This window comes from Bradyrhizobium sp. 149 (assembly GCF_023073915.1).
In the GTDB taxonomy this organism is placed as follows: domain Bacteria; phylum Pseudomonadota; class Alphaproteobacteria; order Rhizobiales; family Xanthobacteraceae; genus Bradyrhizobium.
In genome coordinates, this window is the sequence record NZ_JADPKK010000013.1 from 717944 (window position 1) to 736797 (window position 18854).

Consider the following 18854-nt stretch of genomic DNA (forward strand, 5'->3'; position numbering starts at 1 on the left):
CGGAAAACCGCTGCACTCTTTTCCGGATCACGCTCCAACCTGAAAGAGCTTCATGCCGCAGCCTTCCAATGCGCCACGCCGCACGCTGCTCCTGACCGGAGCTAGCCGTGGCATCGGCCACGCGACCGTCATCCGATTTTCCTCGGCAGGCTGGCGCGTCATCACCTGCTCGCGGCATCCGTTCCCGGAGGATTGTCCCTGGGATGCGGGCCCTGAGGACCATATCCAGGTCGACCTCGCCACCCCCGCCGATACCACGCGCGCGATCTCCGACATCCGCGACCGCCTCGAGGGCGGCATGCTGCATGCGCTCGTCAACAACGCCGCGATATCGCCGAAGGGCGCCGGCGGCTCCAGGCTGGGCTCGATCGATACCGACCTCGCGACCTGGACGCATGTGTTCAACGTCAACTTCTTCGCCCCGATCATGATGGCGCGGGGGCTGATCGAGGAATTGAAGGCGGCCAGGGGATCGGTGGTCAACGTCACCTCGATCGCGGGCTCGCGCGTACATCCCTTCGCAGGCGCGGCCTATGCCACCTCGAAGGCCGCGCTCGCATCCCTGACGCGCGAGATGGCCTCCGACTTCGGCCGCGTCGGCGTGCGCGTCAACGCGATCGCGCCGGGCGAGATCGACACCTCGATCCTGTCGCCGGGCACCGAGAAGATCGTCGACCAGCAGATTCCGATGCACCGGCTCGGCACGCCCGACGAGGTCGCCAAGATCATCTACGTGCTGTGCACGGACACTTCGTCCTACGTCAACGGCGCCGAGATCCACATCAACGGCGGCCAGCACGTGTAGTCTACCTCGTCATTGCGAGCGCAATCGAAGCAATCCAGACCGCCTCGGTGGAGACGGTCTGGATTGCTTCGTCGCAAGAGCTCCTCGCAATGACGATGTTGGAAACCGCGCCGGGGGAAGCAAGGCGATCCAGACAACGCCGCCGCAAGACCTGGATCGCCCTTAGCTTCCGTTGCTCAATCGAGTCGAATCCGACGTGACCTCTCGCGTGGCTGCGGAGCGGCCGTGCCGATCGCAGTCGAGCAGTCGTCGTCGTTCTCGCCGTCGAGCAGCGGAGCACCACAGTGCCGGCACATGCGTGCCGACATCGACGACGCCTTGCCGCTCGCCAGGACCTGACGGTAGTTCGCCAGATCGATGACGTTGCGGGGCGACGTTATGTGTTTTTCAACCATGGCTGTTCCTCGCGGCTAACATGCTGCTTATCGCAGACAAGTTTCGCGCAAACGTTCAGCCCACCGCTCAAATTTTACCGGAGGAATTGGGGCGGCGCGCACACATCGCCTTGCGGCCGCAATCCCGCTCTATTCTGCGACACCAGACGCCGTCTCTCTGCCTCCGGCGTAAGGTCTCGGTAGCTATTACAGCCACTTCTTCCACTTGAAGATCCAGTAAGGAACGATCGCCGCGATCAGCATCAACACCAGCGCGTACGGATAGCCGTGCGCCCAATCGAGTTCCGGCATCGACTTGAAGTTCATGCCGTAGATCGAGGCGATCAGCGTTGGCGGCATCAGGACAACAGCCATGACCGAGAACAGCTTGATGATGTTGTTCTGCTCGAGATTGACGACGCCGAGCATGGCGTCGAGCACGAAGGTGATCTTGCTGGAGAGGTAGGAGGCGTGGTCGGTCAGCGAGACGACGTCGCGCTGCATGGTCTTGAGCTGCTCGCGCATGTCCTTCGACCATTTCACGCCCTCCACCACCGCCGAAAGGAAGGCGACGACGCGGCCGATCGAGACCAGGCTCTCGCGAACCTTGGAGGTCAGGTCGCCCTTGCGGCCGATCGAGATCAGGATCTGCGAATATTGCTTGGCGTGACCGTGACGCTCGCTCTCCGGCTCGAAGATGTCATGCGAGACCTGGTCGATCTCGGCGCCGCAGCGCTCCAGAATGTCGGCGCAGCGGTCGATCACGGCATCCAGCAGTTCCATCAGCACCATCTCGCCGGTGACCGCCGGCGTGCAGGAACGGGCCAGCTTGGCCTCAACCAGCGCAAAAGGCTTTGGCTGATCATAGCGCACCGTCACCAGGCGGTGGTCGCCGAGAATGAAGGTTACCGCCGTGGTCCGGGGCATATCGGTATCGGAGTGGCACATCAGCGTCGCAGTCATGTAGCGCGCGCCATTCTCGATATAAAGGCGGCTGGAGATCTCGATCTCCTGCATGTCCTCCCGGGTCGGGATTGCGATGCCCGAGAGCCGCTCCACCGCCTTGTCCTCGGCCGCGGTCGGATTGACCAGGTCGATCCACACCGCATGCTCCGGCACCGCCGCGAGATCGTCGATGACGGCCTTCTTGAGGGAGGACTCGGAGGGAACGAACACAGAAAACATGCACAACTCCAGCAGGGGCCTGCGACAGACTGACAGCCCTTAGCGCGATTCTGACAAGTTGATGATGACAAGCACATTAACGGAGCGCTTGCATTTGTGGCGGCGCCGTGTCCCAACTGTGGCATGGAATCGACACATCCGCGCGTTTTGCCCAGAAACAGACTTTCGGCCGCAAAACTTGCGGCAGAAAAGCCACAGGTAAGGTCTTGCAGCGCGGGAAAAGCTTCGAAATGCTGGAATTGTGGCAGATTTCAACGATAATGGGGCCAACGGAATCGTGGAATTTCGGCTTGCTCAAGCCCCACGAAAGCTTGTTGTTGTCGATTGGAACCAAATCATGTCGTCGCTGAAAGTTACGCTGGGTATTTTGGCCGCTGGCCTGATGCTGTCGGGCTGCATGCAGGCCACGCATTTTGAAGCGACCGACACCAAGGCCTTCAAGCCGAAGGACAAGGAACTCCTTGCCAAGGTTCGGTACGAGAACACCCCGGTCGCAGAGCCGTTCCGCCGCGCCATCGTCGATTACCATCGCAAGGAATCGCCGGGCTCGATCGTGGTCGATTCCGACAATCACTATCTTTATTATGTGTTGGATGGCGGCAAGGCGATCCGTTACGGCATCACGGTCGGAGAAGAGGCCATGGCCTGGTCCGGCATTGCCAAGGTCGGCAGCAAGACCGAGTGGCCGGCCTGGCACCCCACCCCCGGCGAAATTTCGCGTCTGGGCGTGCCGACCTATGTCGCTCCCGGCCCGGACAATCCGATGGGCTCTCGCGCGATTTACCTCTATTCCGGCGGGAAAGACACTTTGTTCCGCATCCACGGCACCAACCAGCCGGAATATATCGGCGCCTCGATCTCGTCAGGCTGCATCCGCCTGACCAACGAGGACGCGATCGATCTCTATGATCGCGTCAAGGTCGGCACCCTGGTCGTGGTGCTGGAGCCGAAGCATGGCGACTCGCCCTACAATTCGCGGCTTGCGCTTGGCGGCAGCCAAACCGGCCAGGCTGGCAGCTACTGATCGCCTCCAAAGTCTCTGAGATCCAAAAGCGCCGGTTTCACCGGCGCTTTTTTGTTGCCGGCTTGTGCGGCTGGGCTTGGTTGCCGTCCGCCGCCGACTTGTCCGCAGACGCAGGAGACTTCTCCGCCGCCTCTTCATCAGTTCCTTGCTTGGCGTCGGGCTTTTCTTCGGGTTTGGCCGCGACCTCGCGCGGCGGCGCCTCCTCGGGCCGCTCCGCCGGCAGCAGCGGGGCAACCTGCGGCAGGGGATCCCAGACGTTCCACTGGCAGATCCGGTAGTCGTTGCGCCGCTGCGCCAGATCGAGATGGATATGGTCCTCGTGGTACCAATCCGAGCCGGGGCCGAGCACGGTCGAAAAGCGCGAGCAGACCGAATGCAGCACGCGCTCGCGCACCTCGCGCGACATGGTGCGGTCGGTCAGGCCGATCGACTGCCCGTTGACCAGCTTGATGGCGCGAACATCGAGCGCGTTGGCCTTGCCGTGCTCGGACAGCATGGCGCCGACAACGCGATTGCGGCCGCGGCACTCGAAGCTGTCGAAATTGTCGAGATCGCTGATGGCCGAACCCAGGCTCGCGGCCAGCGGCATCACGTCCTTGCGCACCCAATCGGCGATTGCGGACGCCATGGTGCAGCGGAGGATCGCCGCCGGCTTGACCGCCACCTTGCGCTTGTCCGGCAGCACGATGGCTTCGAGCCGCACCAGATCCTCACCGCCGCAGGCGCCGGGGCCGCGGATATCCGGGATGGAGGGCGCGATAGCGATCTCCTCGGTGAGCGCGAGGCGGCATGCCGAGGCCTGCTTCTCGGCCGGCGGCGCGGCCTCGGCGGGCTTGTTGGCGTCAGGTTTGTCCGCGGAAGGCTTGTCCGCAGAAGGCTTGTCGGGAGAGGGCCTTTCCTCGGAAGGCTTGCCGGCGGTCTCCGGAGCGGCCTCGTCCGATGCTTTGGGGGCCTCCTCGGGGCGAGGCCTCGGGAGCGGGATCTTGCCAGAGAACTTCACAGAATGAACCGTCGCGCGCGGCCGTGGTGCAGCAATACCGAAGATATTCAGCGGGGACCCGTATTTGCGCGCCTCTGCCCGATCCGCGAGCACGAGCGACAGCCCAAGCGCGACGGTGACCATTGCCGCGCCGACGGACATATAGCCGCGACAAGACCATTTGCGGCGAAAGGCCGGCAGGCTAAAACTCATGACAATTCTTTGGCCCAACGCTGAGAGCGACAATCCGCCCAGCGGCTTCTCGGAGGAACGTCGGAATGCTTGGTTTGATGCAAGACTGGCCCCTGCTCTGCCACCGGATCATCGAACACGCCGCCAAGATTCATGGCAAGCAGGAGGTCGTCACGCGCTCGGTCGAGGGACCGATCCACCGCACCAATTATGCCGAGATCCACAAGCGCGCGCTCAAGGTCTCGCAGATGCTGGAGCGCGACGGCATCGAGCTCGGCGACCGCGTCGCAACGATCGCCTGGAACACCTGGCGCCATCTTGAGGTCTGGTACGGCATCATGGGGATCGGCGCCATCTGCCATACCGTCAATCCCCGCCTTTTCCCCGAGCAGATCGCCTGGATCATCAACCATGCGCAGGACCGCATCGTGATGACCGACATCACTTTCATTCCGGTCCTGGAGAAGATCGCCGACAAGCTGACAAGCGTGGAACGCTACGTCGTGCTCACCGACAAGGCGCACATGCCGCAGACGACGCTGAAGAACGTGGTCGCCTACGAGGACTGGATTGCGGAGGCCGACGGCAAATTTAAATGGAAGGACTTTGACGAGAACACGGCGGCCGCGATGTGCTACACGTCGGGCACCACCGGCGATCCCAAGGGCGTGCTGTATTCGCATCGCTCCAACGTGCTGCATGCGCTGATGGCGAACAATGTCGACGCGCTCGGCACCAGTGCCTCCGAGACCATGCTGCCCGTGGTGCCGCTCTTCCACGCCAACAGCTGGGGCATCGCCTTCTCCGCGCCCTCGCAGGGCACCAAGCTCGTCATGCCCGGCGCCAAGCTCGACGGCGCCTCGGTCTATGAGCTGCTCTCGACCGAGAGGGTAACGCATACCGCCGGCGTGCCTACGGTGTGGCTGATGCTGCTCCAGCACATGGCTGCCAACAATCTCAAGTTGCCGAACCTGAAGATGGTGATCTGCGGCGGTTCGGCGATGCCGCGTTCGATGATCAAGGCCTTCCTCGACATGGGCTCCAACGTCCGTCACGCCTGGGGCATGACCGAGATGAGCCCGATCGGCAGCGTCGCGGCGCTGAAGCCGCCGTTCCAGAATGCGACCGGCGAGGCGCGGCTCGACGTGCTCCAGATGCAGGGCTACGCGCCGTTCGCCGTCGAGATGAAGATCACCGACGATGCCGGCAAGGAACTGCCGTGGGACGGCACGACCTTCGGCCGTCTCAAGGTCGCCGGCCCGGCCGTCGCCAAGGCCTATTACCGGGTCGACGCCAACATCCTCGACGAGGACGGCTTCTTCGACACCGGCGACGTCGCGACTATCGACGAGGCCGGCTACATGCGGATCACCGACCGCTCCAAGGACGTGATCAAGTCCGGCGGGGAGTGGATCTCCTCGATCGAGCTGGAAAACCTGGCAGTCGGCCATCCCGCCGTGGCGGAAGCCGCCGTGATCGGCGTATTCCATCCCAAATGGGACGAGCGTCCGCTGCTGATCGTGCAGCTGAAGCAGGGCCAACAGGCCAGCCGCGAGGACATCCTGAAGTTCATGGACGGCAAGATCGCCAAATGGTGGATGCCCGACGACGTCGCCTTCGTTGATGGCATCCCGCATACGGCGACGGGCAAGATCCTGAAGACCGCATTGCGGGACCAGTTTAGGGAATACCGCTTCCCGAACGCGGCGGCGTAGGAGGCCGAACCAAACACCGTCATTCCGGGGCGATGCCAACGGCATCAAACCGGAATGGCCGTAACATCCCGGGAACCCTTGAAATTGCCCCCGGGCCGTGGTCTCAACGCCTCATCGTCGTGCCAAATCGGCCGGCACCGCCCCCAAGACCCCGGCAGAGCTCACCCGATGGCCCGCAGGTTTTCCGCTCCCTATCAGTCGGAGCCCGTGTCCAGTCTCGCGAGCTGGGCGCGCAATCTGGCCGTGTTCGCAGTGGTGGCGGTGGTGGTCTCGATCATCATCCTCCGGTTCGGCTTTCTGGAGATGAAGCCGGCACTCGCGACCTTCTTCGGCGGGCTCGGGATTGCCGCGCTCTCGATCCTGTTCGGGCTCGCCGGCTTTGCCGCGATCTGGCAGAACGGTTCGCGCGGCATGGCGCGCATCCTGCTGGCCTTCCTGATCGACGGCGCGATCCTCGCCTATCCCGCCTATCTCGGCCTGCAATACCGCAAGCTGCCGGCAATCCACGACATCACCACCGACCCGATCGATCCGCCGCGCTTCGACGCGCTGGCCCGTCTGCGCACCGGCGATGGCGCAAATACCGCTGTGTATGCCGGCCTCTATTCGGCCGAGCAGCAGCGTCACTTCTATCCCGATATCGAGCCGATCGAGCTGGAGATTTCGGTCGACCGCGCCTATGCGATCGCGCTTCAGCTCGTCAACAAACGCAAATGGCTGGTCATCGATGAGCGCGCGCCGCAGCTGCCGCGCCGCATCGGCCGCATCGAGGCGGTAGCGCGCTCGCCCATCATGGGATTCCGGGAGGACATCGCGATCCGGGTCGTGCCCGACGGCGAGGATTCCCGCGTCGATATCCGCTCCGCCTCACGCTATTTCGAGAGCGATCTCGGCAGCAACGCCGCGCGCGTGAAGAAGTTCATCGACGATCTCAATGCCGCTGCCGATGCCGACGCACTCAAGCCGGTGAAGAAAACGCCGGTGATCCCGCCGAAGGCACCGGCGAAGACAGTGAAGAAATGACGGAGCGCTAGGCGTTCGCCATTCGATACGTCCCGCCAATCACGGGATCGCCGTCCGTCGCCACAACGCCGCGGGCGACCAGGTCTTCCAGGTGCGCCAGCACGGAATAACCCGCCGCGGTGGTGAGCCTAGGATCGATACCGATATAGATCGCCCGGACCATGGTCGGGATGTCGGTCTCGCCCTTGGCGAGGCGGTGCAGGATGGAGGCCTCGCGGGCCTTGCGGTGGCGGATCAGGAAGCGCACGAAGCGCGGACCGTCGGGAATTTCGGGGCCGTGGCCGGAGAAATACAGATCCTCCTCGCGCGCGGCGAGACGATCGAGCGATTCCATGTAGTCAATCATCGAGCCGTCGGGCGGCGCCACGATCGAGGTCGACCATCCCATCACGTGATCGCCGACGAAGTTGAATTTTCGCTCGGGCCAGGCGAATGCGAGGTGATTGGCGGTATGGCCGGGTGTCGCAACGGCCTCGAGCCGCCAGCCATCGCCTTCGACGACGTCGCCATGGGCGATCCTGATATCGGGCGCAAAGTCGCGATCGACGCCGGATTCAGGGTTGTGCTTCTCGCTCTCGAAACGCGGGCGCGAGGCGCGGTGCGGACCTTCGGCGTAAACAGGCGCGCCGGTCGCCCGCTTGATCCGCGCGGTATTCGGCGAATGGTCGCGGTGGGTGTGGGTGACGAAGATGTGGCTCACCGTCTCGCCGCTGACAGCATCGAGCAATGCAGCCGCATGCGCCTCGTCGTCCGGACCGGGATCGATGATCGCGACGTTGCCTCGGCCCACGATGTAGCTGACCGTGCCGGTGAACGTGAACGGGCTCGGGTTGTTACAGAGCACACGCCGCACACCGGGGCGGACTTCCTCGACGATGCCGGCTTCGAGCGGAAAGTTGCGGTTGAACGGGACGTCGTCATTGTCGGACATGGCTTGCTCATACCTTCCTGACTTCGTCATGCCCGGCCTTGTGCCGGGCATCCACGTTCTTCGCGTGGTCTAAGACGTGGATGGCCGGGACAAGCCCGGCCATGACGCAATTGGAGAGTTCAGTCGCATCCCACGCTCGGGCGGTTTTGCTCAGAAGAACGCCTGAATGCCCGTGATCGCACGGCCCAGGATCAGGGCGTGGACGTCGTGAGTGCCCTCGTAGGTGTTGACGGTCTCGAGGTTATGGACGTGGCGCATCACGTGATACTCGATCGAGATGCCGTTGCCGCCGTGCATGTCGCGCGCGACGCGGGCGATGTCGAGCGCCTTGCCGCAATTGTTGCGCTTCATGATCGAGATCATCTCGGGCGCGAACTTGCCCTCGTCCATCAGGCGGCCGACGCGAAGCGAGCCCTGAAGGCCCAGCGCGATCTCGGTCTCCATGTCGGCGAGCTTCTTCTGCACGAGCTGGGTTGCGGCGAGCGGCTTGCCGAACTGCTTGCGGTCGAGCGTGTACTGGCGGGCGCGGTGCATGCAGTCCTCGGCCGCGCCGAGCGCGCCCCAGGAAATTCCGTAGCGGGCGCGGTTGAGACAGCCGAACGGGCCCTTCAGGCCGGACACGTTGGGCAGCAGCGCGTCTTCCGGGACCACGACGCCGTCCATCACGATCTCGCCGGTGATGGAGGCGCGAAGCGAGAGCTTGCCGCCGATCTTCGGTGCGGACAGGCCCTTCATGCCCTTCTCCAGCACAAAGCCGCGGATCTGGTTGTCGTGCGCGGCCGACTTGGCCCAGACCACGAACACGTCGGCGATCGGCGCGTTCGAGATCCACATCTTGCTGCCGGTGAGGCGATAGCCGTCCGAAACCTTCTCGGCGCGGGTTTTCATGCCTGCCGGATCGGAGCCGGCGTCAGGCTCGGTCAGCCCGAAGCAGCCGACCCATTCGCCGCTGGCGAGCTTCGGCAGGTACTTCTTGCGCTGGTTCTCGTCGCCATAGGCGTAGATCGGATACATCACCAGCGAGGACTGCACGGAGTTCATCGAGCGGTAACCGGAATCGACCCGCTCGATCTCGCGGGCGACGAGGCCGTAGGCGACATAACCTGCATTGGCACAGCCATATTCCTCCGGCAGCGTGATGCCGATCAGGCCGAGTTCGCCCATCTCGTTGAAGATCTCGCGGTCGGTCGTCTCTTCGAGATAGGCCTTGGCGACGCGCGGCAGCAGCTTGTCCTGGGCGTAGGCGCGCGCGGTGTCGCGCACCATGCGCTCGTCTTCGGTGAGCTGCTCGTCGAGCAGGAACGGATCGTCCCACTGGAAAGAAGCCGAAGTCGGCTTGTCCTTGGCCTGAGGGCGCGCGGTCATGAAACGTCCTTTCGTCTGGTTCCGTCAAAATTTGCCCGACAAAGTAAAGCGCCGCGGCAACAAGTGCAATTGCGTTGCAGATGTATGGGTCTGCGTGAATCCGGGACGCGGGTCACCCGGAGGATGACAGCGCTAGCTTTCGAGCTGCTCGTTGGCGACGATCTCGATGCCGAAGCCCGAAAGGCCCTTGTAATCGTGCACCGAGGAGGTGAGATGCCGGATCGAGGTGACGCCGAGATCGCGCAGGATCTGCGCGCCGACGCCGACTTCGCGCCACTGGCGGTTGCGGTCAGCCTCGGTCGCGCTCTCGTCGGGCAGCGGCGCCACGGGGACGCCGGCCGCGCCGTCGCGCAGATAGACCAGCACGCCACGGCCGGATTTCTTGAAGTGCTCGAGCACCGCCGCCATGCGCTTGTGGCCGGTGAAGATGTCCTTGACGATGTTCGGCTTGTGGAAGCGCGTCAGGACGTTCTTGCCGTCGCCGACGCCGTTGTAGACGAAGGCGACGTGGGCGATGGAATCGAACGGCGAGCGGTAGGCATAGCCCTGAAGCGGCCCGATCGGGCTCTCGGTGACGAAGGTCGAGACCCGCTCGATCAGCTTCTCGCGCACCTGGCGGTAGGCGATCATGTCGGCGATGGTGACGTGCTTGAGCTTGTGCTGGGCGGCGAAGCGGGCGACCTGCTCGCCCTTCATCACGCTGCCGTCGTCGTTCATTAACTCGCTGATGACGCCGACCGGCGGCAGGCCGGAGAGCTTGCACAGATCGACCGCGGCCTCGGTATGGCCGGAGCGCAGGAGCACGCCACCGTCCTTGGCGATCAGCGGGAAGATATGGCCGGGACGGGCGAAGTCGTTGGCGCCGGCATTGGGATTGGACAGTGCGCGGCAGCACGAGGCGCGCTCCTCGGCCGAGATGCCGGTGCCGCCGTCGGGCTTGTAGTCGATCGAGACTGTGAATGCGGTGGTGTGCGCGGAATCGTTGTGGGCGACCATCGGATCGAGCCGCAGGCGGCGCGCATCTTCGGTGGTGATCGGCGCGCAGACGATGCCGGAGGTGTGGCGGATGATGAACGCCATCTTCTCGGCGGTGCAGAACGAGGCGGCGACGATCAGATCGCCCTCGCCCTCGCGGTCCTCGTCGTCGGTGACGACCACGAGCTCACCCCGGGCAAAGGCCTGCAAGACTTCCTGGACGTTATCCGGCATTTCCCAATCTCTATCCGTTATAGCCCGGAGGCTTAGCCGGACTTGGGCCGGGGCGCTAGTGTCCTGGACGCAACCTCATATTCCGGGTGGCGGACCCGTCACAGGGTTTCAGGCTTGAACCGAAGATACCAGAGATCCAGGCGCGGGCGAGCTCGGGAAGAAACGGGCTCGCCCGCTCAGGGCAGCACTTCGCGCCGCTCGCCGAGGCGCTGATCGAGCTCGGCACGCTTGTCGGCCAACAAGCCGGCCTGGGCCGCCTCGATCACCGTGAACAACTCATGGGCGTCGCTGAGCCGGGTCACGGTGACATAGCTGGCGCCGGCCGCGTAAAGTTCGCCGACATCCGACAACAGATCGGCCGTGGCAATGATCATGGCGGTCGGGTTGAGGGTGCGAACGTGGCGGACCAGCTTCTCGTTGCTGGCACCCTTCAGAAGGGCATCCGGTACGCTGAGGATGATCATCTCGGACTTGCCGACGCCGGCGTGGAGCAGCGTGTCGGCGCTGCTGATATCGCCATAGATCACGTGCAGGCCGCGCGAGACCAGCGTCTGGTACACATTGGGGTTGAAGTCGACCACAGTGATCTGCTCGAGCAACACCGGTGCCTGCTGTTCGATCTCGGCCAGCAGCGCGCTCGCCGCACGGAAAAAGCCGAGGATGACGATGCGGCGGGCCTCGCCATGGCCGCCCTCGTGGCCCTCCTCGCCTCGGCCATTGCCGTGATCGAGATCGCGCAGGCCGATCCGCTTCAGGGGGCCGATCGCCCAGCGGGTGATCTCGTCGCTGCGGGTCATCACGAACGTCGAGACCACCGCCAGCACCACGAAGGCGAAGGAGGCCGCGTTCGCCGTCTCGGCTGCGATGTGGTGGTCAGCAACGCCGGTCTGGATCACCACCAGTGAGAACTCGGAGATCTGCGCGAGATTCAGCGCCGGCAACAGGCTGGCCCGCAGCCCCTGCTTCATCAAATAAAGCGGCGTAAAGGTGGTGACGAGGCGGCTCACCACCGTGAACGCCGCGATCAGCAAGGCAAGGCCGATCACGGAGAAGCCGGGCACTGGGATGGTCATGCCGAGCGCGACGAAGAACAGCGTGATGAAGAAATCGCGAAGCGTGGTGACCTTGGCGGTGACGTCGAGCGCGTAAGGAAAGGTCGAGAGCGAGACACCGGCGATCAGGGCGCCCATCTCGCGCGACAGCGACAGCCGCTCGGCGGTCTCGGCGACAAGGAAGCACCAGGCGAGCGCGCCGAGCAGGATCAGCTCGGGGCGGCGGGCGATCTGGTGAAACAGGCGCGGCAGCACGTAGCGGCTGACCAGCAGCGCGGCGGCGACCAGCACCGCGACGCGGCCGATCGAGAGCAGGATGACGCTGACTTCCAGATTGGCAAGGCTCGGCTGCACCGCCAGGAACAGGATCGCGAAGATGTCCTGGAGCACCAGCACGCCGAGGGTGATGCGGCCGGGCAGCGTATCGAGCTCGCGCTTCTCGTAGAGCACCTTGACGATGATGACGGTGCTCGACAGCGCGCAGGCGACGCAGAGATAAACTGCATCGAACTGTCCGCCGTCGAGCGACAGGCCGATGCCGACGAAGAACAGCACCCCGAGCAGGCAGCCGCCGATGAGCTGCCCGCCCGCCGCGAACAGGATGACCTTTCCCGCCCGCACGATCTTCTTCAGGTCGATCTCCAGGCCGATCATGAACAGCATGAAGATCAGGCCGAGCTCGGAGATGACGCTGATCGATTCCTGCGACTTGACCCAGCCGGCGCCGAATGGACCTATGCAGAAGCCGGCGATAAGATAGGCCAGGATCAGCGGTTGCCTGGAGAAGTGGGCAAGCAGGCCCAGCATCCAGGCAAACAGGATACAGAGAGTGATGTCGCGAATGAGCTCGTGCATGCCAGATTGGTCCGTTTTGCCGCACCCTAGTGATCGAGTGCGGCGCGGCAAGCGAGCAATTCGTCACATGCGGATGGGGCTCGCCATCGTAATGCTGCTATGCCCCCTCGCCTGCGCCGTGCCCGCAGCCGCTCAATCCAAGGTCAATATCGAACAAAACTTTGCCGAATCCCTCACCGCACCGCCGAAAGAAGATCTCGTCGTCTCCGGCGGGTTCTACGTGCCCGCCTATTCCAGCGTTGCGATGAGCCAGGGCAAGTTGCGCGTCGACTTCTCGGTGACCTTGAGCGTGCACAACGCTTCCGAGACCCAGCCGTTGGTGGTCAAACGCATCGCCTATTTCGACACCGCAGGCAAGCAGGTCGAAAGCTATCTGAAGGCGCCGGTCGCATTGAAGCCGCTCGCCACCGTCTCGATCTTCATTCCGACCGACGATGTGCGCGGCGGGACCGGAGCCAATTTCCTAGTCGACTGGGCTGCAACCGGCGAGATCGCCGAACCTGCTGTCGAGGCCTTGATGGTTGGCGGCGTCGCCAATGCGCATTACGCTTTCATTAGCCAGGGCCGTCCGACCCGGACCGTCGGCAAGAAGTAAGCAAGAAGCACGACTGACCGGCGCAAAGCCGGCAGCCTGACAAGAATAGAACGAGGAACGCTCCCATGACGTCCAGCTTCGATTTTGCGCCCCTGTTTCCCGCAGGGCTGCCGGCCCCCTCTGCGCGCTGGACGGGTCTCGCCAAGTACAGTTTTGTTGGCGGCAACAACGACTCCGAGCAGGTGCCGCTCGACGACCTGGTCGAGGCCGCTAACACTGTACTGCGCAGCGAGGGCCGATCGCTTGCCACTTACGGGCTTGCGCACGGCCCGCAGGGTTATTTGCCCCTGCGCGAATTTCTCGTCGCAAAACTGAAGCGCGATGCCGGCATCAACTGCACGGTCGACGACCTCCTGATCGTCTCCGGCTCGCTGCAGGCGCTCGACCTCGTCAACGCCACGCTGCTGACGCGCGGCGATACCGTGATTTTCGAGCAGGACAGCTATCAGGGCTCGTTGACCCGCCTGGCACGGCTCGGAGTCAATGTGATCGGCATTCCCCTCGACGAGGACGGCATGCGCATGGACGTGCTGGCCTCGACGCTGGCCGACCTCAAGAGCCGCGGCATCCGGCCGAAATACATCTACACCATTCCGACGGTACAGAACCCGACCGGCAGCATCATGCCGGAGGGCCGCCGCACGGAGCTGTTGCGACTGTCGGCAGAATACGGCGTGCCAATCTTCGAGGATGATTGCTATGCTGATCTGGTCTGGTCGGGACAGCGGCCGCCGGCGATCCATGCGATGAGCCCGAACGGCGGCGTGATCCACATCGGCTCGTTCTCGAAATCGATCGCGCCGGCGCTGCGCGTCGGCTTCGTGGTCGCGCCCTGGGATGTGATGTCGCGGATGCTCGCACTGAAGACCGACGCCGGCTCCGGCGCACTGGAGCAGATGGTGCTCGCCGCCTACTGCAAGCCGCATTTTGCCACCCACGTGCCGGCGCTGACGAAGACGCTGCGCACCAAGCTCGACACGCTGATGGAGGTCCTGAACGAGCAGTTCGGGACAGCCGCCGAGTTCGAGGAGCCGAAGGGCGGCATCTTCCTGTGGGTGAAGTTGCCCGATCAGGTCGATACGCTAAAGCTGTATCAGGCTGCGCTCGCCGCCGGCGTCTCGATCAATCCGGGGCCGGAATGGTCGACCGACAAAAACCATTCGAGATCGCGACTGCGGCTGTGCTTTGCCAGCCCCTCGCATCAGCAGATCCGGGAGGGCGTCGCCGTGCTGGCCGATATCTGCCGCAAGGAGTTCGGTGTGCCGGCCCGCAGCGCCAATGTGGAGAAGCGGGCCTAAGGGCGATCTAGGGCTGGCTGCCGTGGATCGCGGACGCCAGCAGCAGCAGCAGCACGATCGAGACGTTGCCCTTGCCGGCCTCGATCTGGGCGATGTAGCGCTCGGAAATCCCGGAGCGGCGGGCAAGCTCCCGCCGCGACAGGTCGCATCGCATGCGCGAGGACCTCAAGCGGTCGCCCAGCTCGGCCAACAACGCGGTCTCGGAATAAGGCGCACGGCACAGCTCCCCGGCAGCACCTCGCCCGCGAAATCCCTGACTTGATCCAGCATCGGTCTATCCAATTTCGCCTTCGGGAGCGCCATCCTACCCCAGATATGGCCGGCCTCATTGACGCGGGTCAAATTCGCGAGCGAATGGCGGTTAGCGTGGACGATCGCGCGCGAGATGCTACACTTTGGAATTATCTGAGGCGGGGTTTTTCAGAACATGACGCGTCGTTTGAGCCGCTGGATCACGGCGGCGCTGCTGTGGCTTGCATTCACGCCAGTGGCCGGCGCCGAGACGCTTGCGGCGACGGTCGAGCAATGGGGCCTGCTCGGCTCATGGGCGGTCGATTGCGCGGTCCGGCCTGACCGCGACAAGGGCGCGGCGCTGACTTACGAGATCCGGAAGGACGGAAGGGTGATGTACCGGCGCAATTTCGGCGAGGCCAAGGACGAAAACGAAGTGGTATCGGCGACGGTCAACGCTGAGGGCCTCCTCAATGTGATGGTGTACTTCCCCTTGCTCCAGCAGACGCGCGAGTTCGGTCTGCTCCTCTCCAAGCAGGGCAGCTTGCGCGCGATCTACAATCGCAGCGAACGCGGCGTGTACACCATCAAGGACGGCAAATACGTTGCGACCGGCGCGTCCACGCTTGCGCAGCAGCGCTGCGATTGAGCGCTGCTTTCGAGCATGATCTTCCCTCGTCTGAACATCCGTTCAGAATTCTCTCTCGATTTGTCCGGAACGTTCCTACGGATGCGCCGTTCTCAATTGCATTGGATTGGAGGAGGACATCATGAAGAAGCTTGGTTATGTGGTTGCCGCTATCGGCGCGCTCGCGGTTGCGTTGCCGACGCTCGCCAGCGCGGAGACGGTGGTGATCAAGCGCGGTCATCATCACGGCCATTACGGCGCCCGCGCCGAATACGGCATGCATCGCGACCATGGCTGGCATCGCGGCTGGCGCCATCACGACAGGGTCGTGGTGGTCAAGCGCGGTCACCGTCATCACTGGGACTAATGCGCAACGCAACATCGAAATGGCCCCTCACGGGGCCATTTCTTTGCGTGTCCGAAGCGTTCGGCGAGGTTAGTCCCACGCCGGCGCGAAGCCGGGATTGACGCAGCGCCTGTCCTTCGGCAGCGCGGCGATCTTGTTACGGTCGGCATTGTCGAGCGTGATCTTCAGCGCGTCGAGATTGGCCTGTTGGCTCTCGAGGCGTGAGGCCTTCGGAATCGCGGCGACGCCATCCTGGTCGAGCAGCCATTTCAGCGCGACCTGCGCAGCAGTCGCATCGTGCTTGGCGCCGATCTCGGCCAGTACCGGTTCTGACGCAATGCGCCCCTGCGCCAGCGGGCAATAAGCGACCAGCGGGATCGACTTGGCATTGAGATAGGCCAGCACCTTCGATTGATCGAGCATGGCGTGATATTCGATCTGATTGCAGGCGATCGGCGCCTTGATGTCCTCGACCACGGTCTTGAGCAGCGCCGTGGTGAAGTTGGCGACGCCAATTGCCCGCGTGCGCCCCTCCTCCTTCAGCTTCGTCAAGATCTCGAACACAGCACCCCAGTTCGCGGCCTTGGACGGCCAGTGCACGAGATAGAGGTCGACATGGTCGAGTCGGAGTTTTTTCAGGCTGGCATCGAAGGCGCGGCGGATCGCTTCGGGTGCGAGGTTCTCGTGCCAGACCTTGGTCGTGATATGCAGCTCGCCACGCGGAACGCCGGCCGCTGCGAGCGCCGCGCCGATCGGTTCTTCGTTGTCGTACATCTCTGCCGTATCGACATGGCGATAGCCGATGGACAGCGCGCTCTCGACCGCCGCGCGGCAAGCATCGCCCTGCATGCGGAAGGTCCCGAGGCCGAGCTTGGGCATGCTGATGCCCTGTGTCTTGAGATCATCCATGAAAAGGCTCCTGACATCGTTCAGCCCGCCGGAGGCCAGCAGCGATGCTGCTTGAGCAGACTCTGGGGTGATGGAAAAGAGGTGGCGGGAACGGACAGCATAGTGCGGGAGGTGCAAGGTGGCCAATCAAGATCGGGGTAGGTGCTTCCTCACCGTCATGCCCGGGCTTGTCCCGGCCATCCACGTTCTTCGTATCGCGCCGCGAGGCGTGGATGGCCGGGACAAGCCCGGCCGTGACGACGGAGAGGGTCGCGCATCCCTCAGGAATGCTGCGCCACCACGGCTGGAGGCGCCTGCGGCACGATGTCGACCGACGGTTGTCGACGTCTTTCAGCGTCACGGTCATGACGCCGGTTCGGCCTCCGATGTCGACCTTGCCGAAGAACTGCAGTCCGAAACAGGGCCCGAGGTTTTCGCCCTGCGCCTCGCTGCACCCGTTCTGGTACATCGCGACCGGACCAAAGGTGTTTTCGAGCGATACCATTCAGGAAACCTTCGTCCAATCGCGACGGTAGGTGCCTGCGTCGTTTGACTTCCCGGCTTACGGTTTCTTGACCCGGGCCTACGGTCTTACGACGTGCGGATGACGGCTCGGAGCTGACCTAATGCTTCCAGTTGCAGATGCCGCCGCTGCGGCAAGGCCAGGTCTGGATGCGGGTGTCCATCGCCTGCGCGTCGAGCGGATTGCCGTGGCGATGCGCGAGCTTGGTGCGGGCCGCGCCGCGTGGCTGCGCGGGCCTGGCATGCGCAACCTTCGGCTCCGACACGCGCACGCGTTCGGCGGCGACCTTCTTCGGCACGTCGACCGGTTCGGCGCGCGCCTGCGCCTCGTTGGCGCCGCGCGCCTCCAGCGCGACCGGCGCGAATTGGGTCTCGGGCCCGAGCCGCTTCGGCGACAACACGGCCTTCGAAAGATCGAGGCCTAGATATTCGTCTGGCTTGTAGTCGTCAGCGCGCGCGATGCCGCCCCATGCAAGCACGAGGGCGACGGCAACTGAAAAAGAAACGCTCTTCAGGACCACGGACGCCTCCTGAAATTGATTGTTGAGAGGTAATTTACCCCTATTTAGGAGGCGTCGCGCGCAATTCCAGCGGTCAGCTGCCACCGTGGTTAAGAAGTTTGGCGGTGTCAGGCGACCTTTTTCGCCGTTTCCTTCCCCTCAAGGAACCCCATCAGGCGGTTACGGATAATGGCTTCTGCCTCAGCCATGATTCTGTCGACGAGTTCTCTGCAGGTGGGGATGTCGTGGATGAGGCCTGCGACCATCCCGCAGCTCCAGGCACCCGCGTCCATCTGCCCGTCCAGCATGATCCTGGGATAGACGCCCGCGACCTGCTCGTGGATGTCGCCGATCTTCAGCTTGTCGCCCTTCTCGCGTTCGATCTCGAGCAGGCGGTCGACATTGGCGTTCTTCAGCACGCGCTCGGTGTTGCGCAAGCCCCGCATGATCAGGCGGGTGTCGAGCTCGGTCGCCGCGACCAGCGCGTTCTTGACGTTCTGATGCACCGGCGCTTCCTTGGTGGCGATGAAGCGCGTGCCCATGTTCATGCCGGCCGCCCCCAGCGACAGCGCCGCGACAAGGCTGCGCCCGTCCGCCATGCCGCCGGAAGCGACGAACGGAATCTTCAATTCCTCCGCCGCGCGCGGCAGCAGAATCATGTTGGGAATGTCGTCCTCGCCGGGATGGCCGCCGCACTCAACCGTCGATGCTGACGGCGTCGCAGCCGATGCGCTCGGCTTTCAAGGAGTGGCGCACCGAGGTGCATTTGTGGATGACCTTGATGCCGGCGGCCTTCAGTGCGGGCATGTAGGCTTCCGGGCTGCGGCCCGCAGTCTCCACGGACTTGACACCGCCTTCGACGATGGCCGCGATGTATTCCGGATAAGGCGGCGCGGCGAAGGTCGGCAGGAAGGTGAGATTCACGCCGAACGGCTTGTCGTCATATCGCGGCAGCGTGCGATCTCCTTTGCCAGCAACTCCGGCGTCTTCTGCGTGAGACCGGTGATGATGCCGAGCCCGCCGGCATTGGAGACGGCGGCAGCCAGCTCGGCAAAGCCGACGAAATGCATGCCGCCCTGGATGATGGGGTGCTCGATGCCGAACAGTTCGGTGATCGCGGTCTTCACTTAAATTACC

General features: G+C 63.7%; 17 protein-coding genes and 3 pseudogenes. 8 read left to right on the forward strand and 12 right to left on the reverse strand.

Annotated elements, in window-relative coordinates; all coding sequences use genetic code 11:
* The first annotated feature begins 52 nt into the window (after positions 1-52).
* Entirely contained in the window at positions 53-805 is a 753-nt protein-coding gene (locus IVA88_RS08715) for an SDR family oxidoreductase (protein ID WP_247496862.1), read from the forward strand.
* A gap of 176 nt (positions 806-981) precedes the next feature.
* Here IVA88_RS08715 and IVA88_RS08720 read toward each other — a convergent pair whose 3' ends face one another.
* Positions 982-1200, reverse strand: coding sequence for a hypothetical protein (locus IVA88_RS08720; RefSeq protein WP_247496863.1), 219 nt, complete (start codon positions 1198-1200; stop codon positions 982-984).
* A 186-nt stretch (positions 1201-1386) separates the two neighbouring features.
* Positions 1387-2364: a magnesium transporter CorA family protein gene (locus IVA88_RS08725; RefSeq protein WP_247496864.1), complete on the reverse strand. Its 978-nt coding sequence runs from the start codon at positions 2362-2364 to the stop codon at positions 1387-1389.
* A 337-nt stretch (positions 2365-2701) separates the two neighbouring features.
* Here IVA88_RS08725 and IVA88_RS08730 point away from each other — a divergent pair, with 337 nt between their 5' ends.
* Positions 2702-3388 (forward strand): L,D-transpeptidase, encoded by a 687-nt coding sequence (locus IVA88_RS08730; protein WP_247496865.1) that lies wholly within the window; start codon positions 2702-2704, stop codon positions 3386-3388.
* A gap of 37 nt (positions 3389-3425) precedes the next feature.
* On the opposite strand, the gene IVA88_RS08735 is transcribed toward IVA88_RS08730, so the two are convergent.
* Entirely contained in the window at positions 3426-4580 is a 1155-nt protein-coding gene (locus IVA88_RS08735; RefSeq protein ID WP_247496866.1) for an extensin family protein, read from the reverse strand.
* A 65-nt stretch (positions 4581-4645) separates the two neighbouring features.
* On the opposite strand from IVA88_RS08735, the gene IVA88_RS08740 reads away from it, so the two are divergent.
* Entirely contained in the window at positions 4646-6274 is a 1629-nt protein-coding gene (locus IVA88_RS08740; RefSeq protein ID WP_247496867.1) for a fatty-acid--CoA ligase, read from the forward strand.
* Positions 6275-6442: 168 nt separating this feature from the next.
* On the forward strand, positions 6443-7297 hold the full coding sequence (locus tag IVA88_RS08745; protein ID WP_247496868.1) for a DUF1499 domain-containing protein: 855 nt from the start codon (positions 6443-6445) through the stop codon (positions 7295-7297).
* A 7-nt stretch (positions 7298-7304) separates the two neighbouring features.
* Here the strand turns inward: IVA88_RS08745 and IVA88_RS08750 are convergent, their stop codons facing one another.
* The 4 genes from IVA88_RS08750 to IVA88_RS08765 form a co-directional block, all read right to left on the reverse strand.
* Positions 7305-8228: an MBL fold metallo-hydrolase gene (locus IVA88_RS08750; RefSeq protein WP_247496869.1), complete on the reverse strand. Its 924-nt coding sequence runs from the start codon at positions 8226-8228 to the stop codon at positions 7305-7307.
* Positions 8229-8378: 150 nt separating this feature from the next.
* Positions 8379-9593 carry an acyl-CoA dehydrogenase gene (locus tag IVA88_RS08755; protein WP_247496870.1) on the reverse strand — a complete coding sequence of 405 codons (1215 nt, stop codon included), beginning with the start codon at positions 9591-9593 and terminating at the stop codon, positions 8379-8381.
* Between the two features lie 132 nt (positions 9594-9725).
* Positions 9726-10802, reverse strand: a complete 1077-nt coding sequence (gene ribB, locus IVA88_RS08760) for a 3,4-dihydroxy-2-butanone-4-phosphate synthase (protein ID WP_211397202.1) — start codon at positions 10800-10802, stop codon at positions 9726-9728.
* 176 nt (positions 10803-10978) lie between these two features.
* On the reverse strand, positions 10979-12709 hold the full coding sequence (locus tag IVA88_RS08765; protein ID WP_247496871.1) for a cation:proton antiporter: 1731 nt from the start codon (positions 12707-12709) through the stop codon (positions 10979-10981).
* Positions 12710-12776: 67 nt separating this feature from the next.
* Between IVA88_RS08765 and IVA88_RS08770 the strand changes: the two genes are divergently transcribed.
* Positions 12777-13304, forward strand: a complete 528-nt coding sequence (locus IVA88_RS08770; protein ID WP_247496872.1) for a DUF3124 domain-containing protein — start codon at positions 12777-12779, stop codon at positions 13302-13304.
* Positions 13305-13369: 65 nt separating this feature from the next.
* Complete coding sequence (locus tag IVA88_RS08775) at positions 13370-14602, forward strand: PLP-dependent aminotransferase family protein (RefSeq protein WP_247496873.1); 1233 nt, start codon at positions 13370-13372, stop codon at positions 14600-14602.
* 7 nt (positions 14603-14609) lie between these two features.
* On the opposite strand, the pseudogene IVA88_RS08780 reads toward IVA88_RS08775, so the two are convergent.
* A pseudogene (locus IVA88_RS08780) lies at positions 14610-14872 on the reverse strand (helix-turn-helix domain-containing protein).
* A gap of 157 nt (positions 14873-15029) precedes the next feature.
* Here IVA88_RS08780 and IVA88_RS08785 point away from each other — a divergent pair.
* Positions 15030-15482 (forward strand): hypothetical protein, encoded by a 453-nt coding sequence (locus IVA88_RS08785; RefSeq protein ID WP_247496875.1) that lies wholly within the window; start codon positions 15030-15032, stop codon positions 15480-15482.
* A gap of 121 nt (positions 15483-15603) precedes the next feature.
* Positions 15604-15828 (forward strand): hypothetical protein, encoded by a 225-nt coding sequence (locus IVA88_RS08790; protein WP_247496876.1) that lies wholly within the window; start codon positions 15604-15606, stop codon positions 15826-15828.
* Between the two features lie 69 nt (positions 15829-15897).
* Here IVA88_RS08790 and IVA88_RS08795 read toward each other — a convergent pair whose 3' ends face one another.
* From IVA88_RS08795 to IVA88_RS08810, 4 genes and pseudogenes are all read right to left on the reverse strand, one after another.
* A complete protein-coding gene (locus IVA88_RS08795; RefSeq protein ID WP_247496877.1) occupies positions 15898-16716 on the reverse strand; it encodes an aldo/keto reductase in 819 nt (272 codons plus the stop codon).
* A gap of 260 nt (positions 16717-16976) precedes the next feature.
* A pseudogene (locus tag IVA88_RS08800) lies at positions 16977-17191 on the reverse strand (alkaline phosphatase); the annotation flags it as partial.
* Between the two features lie 127 nt (positions 17192-17318).
* Positions 17319-17738: a hypothetical protein gene (locus IVA88_RS08805; protein ID WP_247496878.1), complete on the reverse strand. Its 420-nt coding sequence runs from the start codon at positions 17736-17738 to the stop codon at positions 17319-17321.
* Between the two features lie 107 nt (positions 17739-17845).
* A pseudogene (locus IVA88_RS08810) lies at positions 17846-18844 on the reverse strand (nitronate monooxygenase family protein).
* Positions 18845-18854: the final 10 nt, after the last annotated feature.